Source organism: Bradyrhizobium sp. HKCCYLRH3097 (genome assembly GCF_051167875.1).
GTDB lineage: Bacteria > Pseudomonadota > Alphaproteobacteria > Rhizobiales > Xanthobacteraceae > Bradyrhizobium.
The window spans coordinates 1-11,779 of the sequence record NZ_JBNPTX010000014.1 but is presented as its reverse complement, the minus strand read 5'-3'; the positions used below and the strand labels follow the sequence as shown (position 1 = coordinate 11,779).

13 protein-coding genes are annotated in these 11,779 nt (G+C 65.0%); 5 read left to right on the top strand and 8 right to left on the bottom strand.

Going from position 1 to position 11,779, the window contains the following annotated elements; translation table 11 throughout:
- Positions 1 to 191: 191 nt before the first annotated feature.
- From ACQR0U_RS27395 to ACQR0U_RS27385, 3 genes are all read right to left on the bottom strand, one after another.
- Positions 192 to 2,288 (bottom strand): sensor histidine kinase, encoded by a 2,097-nt coding sequence (locus ACQR0U_RS27395; protein WP_434844009.1) that lies wholly within the window; start codon positions 2,286 to 2,288, stop codon positions 192 to 194.
- 233 nt (positions 2,289 to 2,521) lie between these two features.
- Complete coding sequence (gene dksA, locus ACQR0U_RS27390) at positions 2,522 to 2,887, bottom strand: RNA polymerase-binding protein DksA (protein WP_170323279.1); 366 nt, start codon at positions 2,885 to 2,887, stop codon at positions 2,522 to 2,524.
- 228 nt (positions 2,888 to 3,115) lie between these two features.
- Positions 3,116 to 3,727, bottom strand: a complete 612-nt coding sequence (locus ACQR0U_RS27385; RefSeq protein WP_315716007.1) for an NAD(P)-dependent oxidoreductase — start codon at positions 3,725 to 3,727, stop codon at positions 3,116 to 3,118.
- A gap of 144 nt (positions 3,728 to 3,871) precedes the next feature.
- Here ACQR0U_RS27385 and ACQR0U_RS27380 point away from each other — a divergent pair, with 144 nt between their 5' ends.
- Positions 3,872 to 4,246 carry a winged helix-turn-helix transcriptional regulator gene (locus ACQR0U_RS27380; RefSeq protein WP_315716006.1) on the top strand — a complete coding sequence of 125 codons (375 nt, stop codon included), beginning with the start codon at positions 3,872 to 3,874 and terminating at the stop codon, positions 4,244 to 4,246.
- Positions 4,247 to 4,261: 15 nt separating this feature from the next.
- On the opposite strand, the gene ACQR0U_RS27375 is transcribed toward ACQR0U_RS27380, so the two are convergent.
- Positions 4,262 to 4,675 carry a flagellar assembly protein FliX gene (locus ACQR0U_RS27375; protein ID WP_315804304.1) on the bottom strand — a complete coding sequence of 138 codons (414 nt, stop codon included), beginning with the start codon at positions 4,673 to 4,675 and terminating at the stop codon, positions 4,262 to 4,264.
- A 269-nt stretch (positions 4,676 to 4,944) separates the two neighbouring features.
- On the opposite strand from ACQR0U_RS27375, the gene ACQR0U_RS27370 reads away from it, so the two are divergent.
- The 4 genes from ACQR0U_RS27370 (at position 4,945) to ACQR0U_RS27355 (ending at position 7,595) form a co-directional block, all read left to right on the top strand.
- Positions 4,945 to 6,069: a flagellar basal body P-ring protein FlgI gene (locus tag ACQR0U_RS27370; protein WP_315828149.1), complete on the top strand. Its 1,125-nt coding sequence runs from the start codon at positions 4,945 to 4,947 to the stop codon at positions 6,067 to 6,069.
- Positions 6,069 to 6,455 (top strand): flagellar assembly peptidoglycan hydrolase FlgJ, encoded by a 387-nt coding sequence (flgJ, locus tag ACQR0U_RS27365; protein WP_315716003.1) that lies wholly within the window; start codon positions 6,069 to 6,071, stop codon positions 6,453 to 6,455. The genes ACQR0U_RS27370 and flgJ overlap by 1 nt, the downstream gene beginning before the upstream one ends.
- Positions 6,456 to 6,511: 56 nt before the next feature.
- A complete protein-coding gene (locus ACQR0U_RS27360; RefSeq protein WP_434872336.1) occupies positions 6,512 to 6,997 on the top strand; it encodes a hypothetical protein in 486 nt (161 codons plus the stop codon).
- A 211-nt stretch (positions 6,998 to 7,208) separates the two neighbouring features.
- Positions 7,209 to 7,595 (top strand): hypothetical protein, encoded by a 387-nt coding sequence (locus ACQR0U_RS27355; RefSeq protein WP_434844008.1) that lies wholly within the window; start codon positions 7,209 to 7,211, stop codon positions 7,593 to 7,595.
- A gap of 90 nt (positions 7,596 to 7,685) precedes the next feature.
- On the opposite strand, the gene ACQR0U_RS27350 is transcribed toward ACQR0U_RS27355, so the two are convergent.
- From ACQR0U_RS27350 to ACQR0U_RS27335, 4 genes are all read right to left on the bottom strand, one after another.
- Positions 7,686 to 7,970, bottom strand: a complete 285-nt coding sequence (locus ACQR0U_RS27350; RefSeq protein WP_434844007.1) for a hypothetical protein — start codon at positions 7,968 to 7,970, stop codon at positions 7,686 to 7,688.
- Positions 7,971 to 8,001: 31 nt separating this feature from the next.
- A complete protein-coding gene (gene flaF / locus ACQR0U_RS27345) occupies positions 8,002 to 8,367 on the bottom strand; it encodes a flagellar biosynthesis regulator FlaF (RefSeq protein ID WP_315715999.1) in 366 nt (121 codons plus the stop codon).
- Positions 8,368 to 8,738: 371 nt separating this feature from the next.
- Complete coding sequence (locus ACQR0U_RS27340; RefSeq protein WP_315715998.1) at positions 8,739 to 10,310, bottom strand: flagellin; 1,572 nt, start codon at positions 10,308 to 10,310, stop codon at positions 8,739 to 8,741.
- A 227-nt stretch (positions 10,311 to 10,537) separates the two neighbouring features.
- Positions 10,538 to 11,779, bottom strand: a 1,242-nt coding sequence (locus ACQR0U_RS27335) for a flagellin (RefSeq protein ID WP_434872335.1), incomplete at its 5' end; no start/stop codon positions are given.

The following is an 11,779-nucleotide window of genomic DNA, read 5'->3' as shown; positions in this document are numbered from 1 at the left end:
CGGCTCGTTCAACCGATTTCACGTTTCACGATGCCGAGTTCGAGCAGACTTTCCGCAGTGGCGACGATCGCGTCCTCGTTGGAGCGCGAACTCCAGCCGCGCAGACGCCGCGCCTTGTCGACGCCCGCCTCGCTTGGACTTCGGGCGAGGCCATGTCGGGACCAGCCGCGCAGCGTTTCGCGCGCCGGCGCTCAGCTCGCCTCCGTTGCGGCCACCGAACTCTCGCCAGGCGTCTTGAGCCAGGGCAACTCGAACTGGCAGGTCAGCCCGCTCTCGGCAAACGTCCGCTGCAGATGCCTGACCGTGCGGGTCAGCAGCCGGCTGCCGAAGCCGACCACTGGCGGCTCCGTTGCCGGCGGGCCGCCGCTTTCCTGCCAGCGAACATGCAGCGCGTCCTGCGCCAACGACCAGCTGACATCGACGTGGCCGTCGGGCGTGGTGAGCGCGCCATATTTGCTGGCGTTGCAGGCCATCTCGTGGATGACGAGAGCCAGCTGCGTCGTCAGCTCGACCGGAACCAGGATGGCGGGGCCGCTGGTGGCGAGTTGATCCGGTGTGCTGGCGAACGGCACGACCTGACTCCTGATGAGGGCGGCGAGATCGGCGCCCTGCCAGTCGTTCTCGGCAAGGCTCGTGTGCGCCGTCGCCAGCGCATGCAGGCGCGACGTGAAATCGCGGACCTTGGCGTCGTGCCGCGGCAGCAGCTGATGCGCCAGCGATTGCACCACGGCAAGGCTGTTCTTGACGCGATGTGCCAGCTCATGCACGAGCAGCTCGCGCTTGCGGTCGGCTTCCTTCGCGGCCGTGACGTCGATGTTGACGCCGATCATGTACGGATCGCCGCCGCCCTCGCCGCCCAACATGCGGGCGCGCGCCTCGATCCAGCGGATCGAGCCGTCGGGCAGCGGCACCCGCCATTCCGAATCGAGCTCCCCGGTTGTCAGCGCCTGCTTGTTGTCCCGGTCGGCACGCGCCTGGTCCTCGGGATGCACCAGCGCCAGCCAGGCGTCATAGGTCCCGGGGAACGTGCCCGGCGCAAGTCCATAGAGCTCTTCGATCTCATCGGACCAGTGGCTGGCGCCGGATCTGCCGTCCCAGGTAAAGGTGCCAAGCCGTCCGTATTTCGCGGCGAGTTTGAGCTGCCCGGCCGTGCGCGACGCATCGTCCCTGGCTTGGGCGAGCATCCCGAAATTCTCCTGGATGACGCGTGCACTCTCCGCCTGCGCCTTTTCGGCCGCAGCTAGTCGGGCGTTGAGCGCCCGGACCTCCGGGGGATCGGAGGGCGCGGCCTCGCCGGGGATGGCGCGCTTGACGGCGATGCTTTCGAGCGGCCGGGCGATGCTTCGGCCGATGCCGGCCGCCAGCAGCAGCGCCAGGGCACAGATCGTCGTCGCCACGATGGTTGCGGTCTGGACCGTCGAGGAGATCGCCTGGGCGAAAGCCGCCTGCTTGATGCCGACCCCGACAGTCCAGTCGCTCAGTTGGGGACGCGCATTGGCGTTGATGATCCGATCGCCCTCGATCGACGGAAACTCCGCGATCCCCTCAGCCTTGGCAGTCGCCCGCCATCCGGCCGACGCCGGCTGCCCGGTCGAGGTCGCGTTCTTCGGGATGCGCGAAATGTAGCGGCCCTGGCCGTCCATGATGCCGACCAGCCAGTCGGCCGGCAGCTGCTGCTGGGCCAGCAGCCGGGTGTAGTTCGCGGCTGGCATGGCAATCGAAAGGCAGCGGAACGGCTTGCCGTCCCTGAAGACGGGGACATCGACGGTCGCCACCCACGCGCCGGAATTGGGACCGGTGAAGATGTCGGAGATCGACGGCCTTCCGGACTGAAAAGCGCGCTCCTGCGAGCCCCAGCCTTCGGGCGCGCGCTCGCCGAGCGGCTTACCCGGCGTCGCCCCGGTGTTGAGCAGGATGCGGCCGCTCGCGTCCGACACGATGATCCAGCCTTCGCCGCTGACCGCACCGACGCGGCGCGCCTCCGCCTCGAAGTTGCTGAGATCGGCGGCACTGAGATCCGGAGACTTGCCCAGCACCTCGGCGAGCGCGATGTAACGCCGCAATTCGGCGTCGACGGCACCGGAGATCGTCTGCGCGGCATAGGACAGGCCGCGCCGGATCGAGGCGTCGGCGGATTGCGCCATCGATACGATGACATAGGCGATCAGCCCGACGCAGGGCAGGAACAGAATGCCGGCCAGGAGAAGGAGGCGCCCCTTGATGCTCAAGGCGCCATAGGAACGCTGCATCGTTGCCAGCGCGCCCCTGGCTATGTCCGGCTCGCCCATGATTCCCCGCGGCGTTCCGAGATGGAACCGCCGATAATTCAGCAGACGCGAAAAAGTTCCGGACGCTTGGAAAACCAACAGCGCTCGCGGTCGTGCCGGCATCGCCGGCCCGCAGACCGCTCAGGTGACGAGACACTCGACCTCGCGCACACCGGCGCCGTCTCAGCAACAGACGCTGCGGCCGCACCCGGCAAGCGGCCGCAATCCCCGCTCGTTCAGGTCAATGTCGCGACCTACTCGTCGCGATAGACCTTTTCACGCTTCTCGTGGCGTTCCTGCGCCTCCACCGACAGCGTCGCAATGGGACGGGCCTCGAGCCGCTTCAGCGAAATCGGCTCGCCGGTCTCCTCGCAATAACCGTAGGTGTTGTCCTCGATGCGCTGGAGCGCCGCGTCGATCTTGGAGATCAGCTTGCGCTGGCGGTCACGGGCGCGAAGCTCGATCGCCCGATCGGTCTCCGACGACGCGCGGTCGGCGAGGTCCGGATGGTTCACGTTCTCCTCCTGCAGAGCCTGCAGGGTGAGCTTCGATTCGCGCAGGATCTCCTCCTTCCATGCCAGCAGCTTGGCGCGGAAATAGTCGCGCTGGCGTTCGTTCATGAAAGGCTCTTTTTCGGAAGGTTTGTAGTTCTTCAACTTTTCCAAGGTCAGCCCATCTGTACGTGCTGGCGCCGGTTTCGGCACCGGCGGACGGAATACGCCCGTTCGCGGCCGCGTTATATAGCGGCCTCATGTGACAGACAATATTTCCATCGGCACGGGCGCCCCGCCGTTCGGGCCGTTGCACAGGCAAATTCGGCCCCAGCCGGCGGGACGCCGTGGACGGCGTCAGTAACCGACCGTGAAACGGGCCCGCCGGTGGGCTGGACGCTCGATTTCGTCGGCCATCGCGACCGCGAAGTCCTCGAAGGTGACGAAGCTCTTGCCGTCGGCATCGACCAGCAGCTGATCCGTTCCGAGCCGGAACTTGCCCGTCCGGGGGCCGAAATCGATCATCGCAGAGGGCGACAGGAAGGTCCAATCGAGCTCCTTCTCCTGGCGCAGGCGGTCGAGGAACGCGGCGCCCTTCTCCGCTTCGGCCTTGTAGGCGGCCGGAAAGCCGGGCGTCGTCACCAGCCGCACACCCGGCGCGACCTCGAGCGAGCCGGCGCCGCCGACCACGAGGTAACGCGATACGCCGGAGTCCTTGGCCGCCCCGATCAGGGTCTCGACATCGCTGGCCGAGAAATGGATCGCGCTGATCGCGACGTCATGGCCGGCCCAGAGTTTCGCCAGCGCGGCGCGGTCGTTGGCGTCCCCCCGCACCGCCGTGACGTTGGCGTGCTTCTCGATCTTGTCCGGGTTGCGGGCAATGCCGGTGACCTGGTGGCCGCGGCTGGCCAGCTCGGCGGTGATGCGGGACCCGGCACGGCCGGAGGCGCCGGCGACGGCGATCTTCATGGGGAAACTCCTATGTTCGAGATCACGAGGTCGGATCCGAGGTCTGGACGAAGCCGCCTCGGTATCCGATAGTGACTAGATAGCGGAACGAATGCTGGTGTTAAGAGCGCACTTTAAGATCACCTGGTCACGCCGGAGTAACCGATGAGAGCCGCGAACGTCTATTCGGCCGACTGCCCAACGCGACAGATCCTGGATCGCGTCGGCGACAAATGGGCCGTGCTGATCCTGATCCTGCTGCGCAACGAACCCTTGCGCTTCAATCAGTTGCGGCGGTCGATCGAAGGGATTTCGCAGAAGATGCTGTCCCAGGTGCTGAAGAGCCTGGAGCGCGACGGCCTGGTGCGGCGGCGCGCGATCGCGACCGTCCCGGTCACCGTCGAATATTCGATCACGCCGCTCGGGCTGACGCTCGCCGCCGCGGTCGATCCGCTGCGCGACTGGGCCGAGCGTCATCTCAAGGAGGTCACCGCCGCGCAGCGCCGCTACGACGCGCAGCAGCCGTCGAAGGCGGCTTGAAACGCGCGATGCGTCTCAGCCCCGCCCGGCCTTGGCGAGCTCGACCTCGACGCGCAGCTCGATCTCGGAGAGGATCGCATCCAGTCCCGGGTCGCCCGAGGTCTGCTTCAGGTCGGCCGCGGCATCGCGAAGCCGCAGCGCCATCGCAGTGTCGAGCTTGCCGGACAGCAGCGTCAGCTTGAGATCATCGAGCACGTCGAGCGCGCGCTTGCCGCGCTGGACCGAGCGCTTGCGGCGCTCCGCCGGCTCCTCCTCGATGCCCTGCAGCGCCAGCAGCGCATCGATGTTCGCCGTCTGCTTCGGCGCGAGGGTCGCGCGCGTGTCCTGCGTGGTGCCGACGTCAGGCAGCTTGAAGCCGCTGGACGAGGTCTTCCGCGTGGAGCTGGTCGACGAGCCCAGGGTCGTGCCGTTCGGTCCGTAGATGCGCATCGATGGCTCCCGCAAGCTTCGCGTGTCGAGCGGGAGATTGGCTCCGCCGTGGTTAACGGTGCGTAAACGGCCCGGCAAATTCTGCCGGGGCGGCAGCTTCGTTCCCCCGGAGTAACCCTGGACCGCGACAAAGCTTCGAGTCGATTTCACACTCTTTCAATGAGTTAGCCCGGAGCATCGCTGTGGCACGGCCCTCGCATAGTTAATGCCGATCATGCGGTCATGGGAGTGGCCGAGTGATCACTTGAAGAGTTCGAGGGGAGCATAGGATGCGACGCGTCCGAACTACGCGCCTGTTTCAGGTCGCCTGCGCCGCGGTGCTGGCGCTGGCATCTACCGTCATGTCTGCGAATGCGACCTCGCGGATCAAGGATCTCGCCAATATCGAGGGCGTGCGCCAGAACCAGCTGATCGGCTACGGCCTCGTGGTCGGCCTCAACGGCACCGGCGATACGCTGAACAACATTCCGTTCACCAAGCAGTCGCTGCAGGCGATGCTCGAGCGCATGGGCGTCAACATCCGCGGCGCCACCATCCGCACCGGCAACGTCGCCGCTGTCATGGTCACCGGAAACCTGCCGCCATTCGCCACGCAAGGCACGCGCATGGACGTGACGGTCTCCGCGCTCGGCGACGCCAAGAACCTGCAGGGCGGCACCCTGCTCGTCACCCCGCTGCTCGGCGCCGACGGCAACGTCTATGCGGTGGCGCAGGGCTCGCTCGCGATCTCCGGTTTCCAGGCCGAGGGCGAGGCCGCCAAGATCGTGCGCGGCGTGCCGACGGTCGGCCGCATCGCCAACGGCGCCATCATCGAGCGCGAGATCGAGTTCGCGCTGAACCGGCTGCCGAACGTGCGGCTTGCGCTGCGCAACGCCGACTTCACCACCGCCAAGCGCATCGCGGCCGCGGTCAATGATTTCCTCGGCGTCAAGACTGCCGAGCCGATCGATCCGTCGACGGTGCAGCTGAGCATCCCGCCGGAGTTCAAGGGCAACGTCGTCGCCCTGCTGACCGAGATCGAGCAGCTGCAGGTCGACCCGGATCTCGCCGCCAAGATCGTCATCGACGAGCGCTCCGGCATCATCGTGATGGGTCGCGACGTGCGTGTGGCGACCGTCGCCGTGGCCCAGGGCAACCTCACCGTCACGATCTCCGAAAGTCCGCAGGTCAGCCAGCCCAATCCGCTGTCGCGCGGCCGCACCGTGGTCACGCCGCGCACCAGCGTCGGCGTCACCGAGGAAGGCAAGAAGTTCGCGGTCGTCAGGGACGGCGTGTCATTGCAGCAACTGGTCGACGGCCTCAACGGCCTCGGCATCGGCCCCCGCGACCTGATCAGCATCCTGCAGGCCATCAAGGCGGCCGGCGCGATCGAAGCCGACATCGAGGTGATGTGATGGCGACGTCCTTCATCGACTCCTATCATGGCCGCGTCGCTCTCAGCATGCCGACGGCCGCGGCCGTCACCGCGCCGCGCACCGATCTCGATCTCGCGGCGGCTCTGACCAAGGTCTCGCCCAAGGCACAGGCCAGGGCCAAGGCGACGGCAACCGACTTCGAAGCCATGTTCCTCAACAGCATGTTCTCGCAGATGACCAGCGGCGTGAAGGGCGAAGGTCCGTTCGGCGACACGCCGGGCACCGGCGTCTGGCGCTCGATGCTGACGGAGCAATATTCCAAGAACTTCGCCAAGGCCGGCGGCGTCGGCATCTCAAACGACGTCTTCCGCACTCTCATCCTGCAACAGGCCGGCAGCAGCTCCGGCGCCAACGGCAAAGCGTAGATGTTCGCGTGACGAGCGCGTGGGCGGCAAACGCTCACGCCGAAGGGAGTTATGAAATGACCGCACAGGGACAAGCGAAGAAGACGACCTACACGGCCGCCACCAGCGCCGCAGAGGCACGCGCGCTCGCCGACGAGATGGTGAGCGTCATGAGCGAGCTGATCGCGGTCATCGAGCAGGAGACCGAACTGGTCCGCGCCGGCAAGCTGCGCGAAGGCATGGCGTACGGCCCCAAGAAGACCGAGCTGTCCCGCCACTACGTCACGACCGTGGGCCGCCTCAAGGCGAGCCAGAATTTCATGAAGCAGACCGCGCCGGAGCTGCTCGCCACCCTGCATCGTCACCACGACACCTTTCGCGCCATGCTGCAGGTGAACCTGACCGTGCTGGCGACGGCGCACGCGATCTCGGAAAAGATCGTGCGCGGCGTCAATGCCGAGGTTCAGCGCAAGAACATCCCCAGCACCTATACCGCCGGCGGCCGCCGCGCCGCCCCGGGCGCACGGCACCTCACCCCGCTCGCCGTCAGCCGGACGCTCTGAGCCTCACCGCCAGCCCCCATCTGCATCGCAGCGCCGCGCCGCCTCGAGGGCCGCGCGGCCGCCGCCGTTTAACGCTCGGATAAGCTTAAAAGGCCGGCGCGAATCACAACGCGGTGTTCATCCTATTTCCTAACATAACGTTGATTGGTCATCGGCATAGTTGCAAGCGGGATGGGTTGGGAATTGACTCGATGGCCATGAGGAGGCTGCCATGAGTTCCGATTTCAGCGTAAGACCGGTAGGGACGCCTGCGTCCGTTCCGATAATTCCGCCGTCGAGCCAGGCGGTGGTGAGCGCTGTTCCGACGGACCTTCCTCCCAGCCAGACCGTGACCGCGGCCGAGCCCGGCGTCCCCGTGCGCAACGACATCCCGGTCAACATCGCAAACGATCTGTCCGTGTCACGCCAAGCCTATTACGATCGCGCCGCTGCCGCTCTGGTGTTCCAGGTGGTCAACCGCAAGACCGACCAGGTCGTGACCCAATATCCAGATGAGGCCGTGCTGCGCCGCCGGGCCTACTTCAACACGCTCGACCTGCAGAAGGATATGCAGAAGGCGGACGTGCCGCGCGTCGTGGCGACCGATCGCACTGCCTGAGCCCCCGCGGAACCGGGCCGCTTCATTCCGCCGCCCGCACGCCGCCCCACCGGGCGGCGTTGCCGTATCGAGCCGGGCAGCTTTGCCGGATCAACGGCTCCGTAGCGCGTAGGCGGTGTCGAGATAGGTCTGGCCCGAGGCGGCGTCGATGACCACGTTCTTGATCTGGGCCTTGCCGTTGCCGGTCGGCGTGAACTTCGTATCGCCGATCCTGAACGCATGAGACCGGGAACGACTTCCCCTTGGCATGTCTTCCGCTCCAGCCGCCCCGATATAGAGCGTCGGATAGACGGCCACGAATCTGCCGTTGCTTCGCGCCGTACTGAGCAGGTTCGACTTGTAGGACGCGGACAGGATGCTGGTGATATCGGTCACGACGACGCGCCTCCCGCCCTGCCCCCGACGGTCAGCTCCGCCCGGACAACCCCGCGGCGATGTGGCAGTTGATGTCGATCAGCGACTTGAGCTTCGCCGGATCCGGGTCCATCTGCATCTCGATCGTCTGCTTCATCACGAACACGCCGATATTTGCGATGTTCTGGCGGATGTCGAGCGGATTCGGATTGTCGTCCGCCTCCATCGCGCTCATGAAGATCGTCCACAAGCGACGATTGAAGAGCAGAGCCTTGTACATGTTGCGATCAGGGCCGTTCCAATTGGCCTGGACTTCCTGCAGCTGCCGTGCCGCTTTCAACAGAGCCTGAGCTTCGATCTCCCGTGGTGATGCCGTCGTCTGCGACGTGCGGGCATAGGCTTGAGCGGCATATGACATCAACTACTCCGGACTGACGCAGGGACACGACCAAACTGCTCAGGTTTTGTACTTTGTGTGCCTTTAAAATATGGTTAGCGGCCGTTAGCGGAATTTGTTTCGTAGCGTCACGGAGCACCGCAAATCGCTTTGTTTGGTGCACCTCTTAATTTCTTGCGAACGCAGTGATTCAAAATGTCCGGACGAAGATCGTACGTTGTTCATCCCGCCCGAGCGGCGCGAACTACACGAACAACGGCATTCTCACAGAGCTCACTCACTGCCCCGACATCGAACGGAGACCAATACCGGCACGCTCGGCATAGCCTAACGCAGAAGCGGCGGGCATAGCCCGCCGCTTCGATGAGATGTTATTCCGGTACGTTCGCGCGTCAGCGCAGCAGCTGCAGCACGCTCGCCTGCGACTGATTGGCCAGCGCGAGCGCGGAGACCGCGATCGACTGACGGGTCGACAGCGCCTGGCTGTTGGCAGCCTCTTCGTTGGTGTCGGCCAAGGTCAAGTTCGACGAGCCGGTCTGCAGCACGTTAATCAGGTTCTTGTTGAAGTCCTGACGGATCTGCACGATCGAGAGGTTCGAACCGAGCGACGACGCTTCAGAGCGGATCGCGGTCGATGCACTGTTCAAGGTCGTGAGCACCTTGTTGGCCGAGTTGCTGTCGAGGAAGTCGCTTCCGACCACCAGCGCCGACAGGCCGAGACCGGTGCTGTTGAAGGTCACGCCGGTGATGTTCAGCGTGGACCGTCCGGTCTCGTTGAACACCAACTTGAGCGTGTCGCCGTTGAGCAGGTTGATGCCGTTGAACGAGGCGTCTTGCGCCGTGGTGTTGATCTGCGCCAGGACGTTGTTGTACTGCGCGATCAGGCCGGCACGCGTCGTCTGAGAGTTGGTGTCGGCCACCGGGGTCGAGGCCGTCACGCCGTTGAAGGCCATGCTGGCCGCGGTCGAAGAGCCGGCGACCGCGCCGATCGTCGACGATGCCGCTTCGTTGGTGGTGAGGATCGTAAGCTGGCCCGTCGTGCTCAGGCTGGCCTGCAGGTTGTTAGCCGCGAGCGCCGTATTGAGCTGTGCCAGCGTCGAGATCTGCGAAGCACCTGTGCCGAACGTTATGTTCGTCGCGACGCCGCCCCCTGTCGAGGCAATTGTCAGCGTCTGTCCTGTCAAGGCTGGCGGATTTCGTGTGGTCGTGCCGGCGGTCAATCCGAGCTTGGCCAGGGCCGTGCCCGATACTGTCAGATCCTGCGCCGTGCCTGTCGCCAGCTGGATCTTGCCCGCCGCCACCGTGGACGGCGTTGCGGTGGCTCCGGTCACCGAATCGATGGCAGCCAGGAGGTTGCTGACGGTGTCGCCGACGCCGATATTGGTACCGGCCGAGACCGAGCCGGCCACGAAGGTGAACACGACACCGTTGACCACGAGCGTATCGCCGGTGGTGACGCTGCTCGCCAGGTCGTTCGAGGTCGAGCTCGCCGTACCCGACAGCCTGGTGGATCCGGTGATCGCAACGGCCGAGCTGAGGTTGTCGTTGTTGACCGTGCTGCCGGTCACGAAATTGTTTGAGGAGCTGCCGAGCAGGTTGTTCGCCGTCGCCCCGGAGATGACCGCGGAGGTCACGCTCGACTTGGTGGTGTATCCCGTCGGCGCCTGAAGCACTTGGCTTGCGATCGATTTGGCGCTGTCGACAAGCTTCTGAAGTGAGGTGAGACCGGTATTCGCAGCCTGGAGAACCTGGACACCGTTGCCGATGCTGTCGAGCAGATTCGCAATGTCGCTCGCGCGGTTGTTGAGCGATTGCGAGGTGAAGAATTCGGTGGGGTTATCGAGCGCCGTGTTGACCTTGTTGCCGGTGGCCAGGTTGTTTTGAGTCGTGGCCAGCAGCGATGCGGTGTTTTGCAGCGCCAGCAGGTTTTGGCGAACCGAAGCCGAGAGAACGATACCGGACATGTGTGTGAAACCTTCCTAGTTATTCACCAGGGGGTTCTAGTCCACCCACTTTTAAAACATGGTTAATGGCACTTTAAATTTCTTGCTTAACGACTGGTTGCGATCCTTGGCTCCGCTCGCCTCCGGTTCCAGACCAGTATTGATACGGGCCGGACGGCCAAACCAGGCGAAAAAAAGCGGCGGGGTTTCCCCCGCCGCCTTGGTCGTCGAGATGCGATGCTTGTGGATCAGCGCAGCAGCTGCAGCACGCTCGCCTGCGACTGGTTGGCGAGCGACAGCGCGGACACCGCGATCGACTGACGGGTCGACAGCGCCTGGCTGTTGGCCGCTTCCTCGTTGGTGTCGGCCAGCGTCAGGTTCGACGAGCCGGTCTGCAGCACGTTGATCAGGTTCTTGTTGAAGTCCTGACGGATCTGCACCACCGACAGGTTCGAACCCAGCGTGGAGGCTTCCGACCGCAGCGTCGAGCTCGCCGAGTTCAACAGGGTGATCACCTTGTTCGCCGAGTTGTTGTCGAGGAAGTCGGTGCCCGAGGTGAGGTTCGACAGGCCAAGACCGCCAGTGTTGAAGGTCACACCGGTGATCGAGAGCGTTGACTTGCCGTTCTCGTTGAAGGTCAGCTTCAGCGTATCGCCGTTCAGCAGGTTGACACCGTTGAACGAGGCGTCGGCCGCGGTGGTGTTGATCTGCGCCAGCACGTTGTTGTACTGCGAGACCAAGCTCGCGCGCTGCGTCTGCGCGGTCGCATCCGCCACCGGAGCCGCCGCGGTCAGACCGTTGAAGGCCTGGCTGGATGCAGCCGACGTACCGCCGATCGCACCGATCGTGGCCGAAGCCGCGTCGTTGGTCGTGGTGATCGAGATCTTGCCGGTGGTATCGATCGAGGCTTGCAGGTTGTTGGCCGCGAGCTTGGTGTTGAGATCGTTCAGCGACTTGACCTGCCCTGTCCCTAGACCGAACGTGACACTCGTCGCCGTGCCTCCCCCTGTCGCGCCGATCGTCAAGGTCTGACCTGACAAGCCGTCGCCGACAGCAGTCAGCCCGAGCTTGCCCAAGGTGCCGGTGCTGCCCGAGAGCGTCAATCCCGCCGCCGGCGGCGTCAAGGTGATCGCACCCGCCGTGATCGACGCGGTGACGCCGGTCTGGGTCTGGATCGCCGACAGCAGGTTGCTGACGCTGTCGCCGATGCCGATGCTGGTGCCCGTCGAGGACGTGCCGGTGATGAAGGTGAAGGTGGTGCCGTTGACGACCAGCGTCTCACCGGAGGTGATGCCGGAGGCGAGGTTGTTCGACGCGGTGCCTGCCGTGCCCGACAGCTTGGTCGAGCCGGTGATCGCCACCGCGCTCGAGGTATTGTCGTTGTTCACGACCGAGCCGGTCACAGCCGTCGAGCTGGAGCCGAGCAGGTCGGTGGCGGTCGCGCCGGTCAGAGCCGCCGAGGTCACGCTCGACTTGGTGGAGTAGCCCAC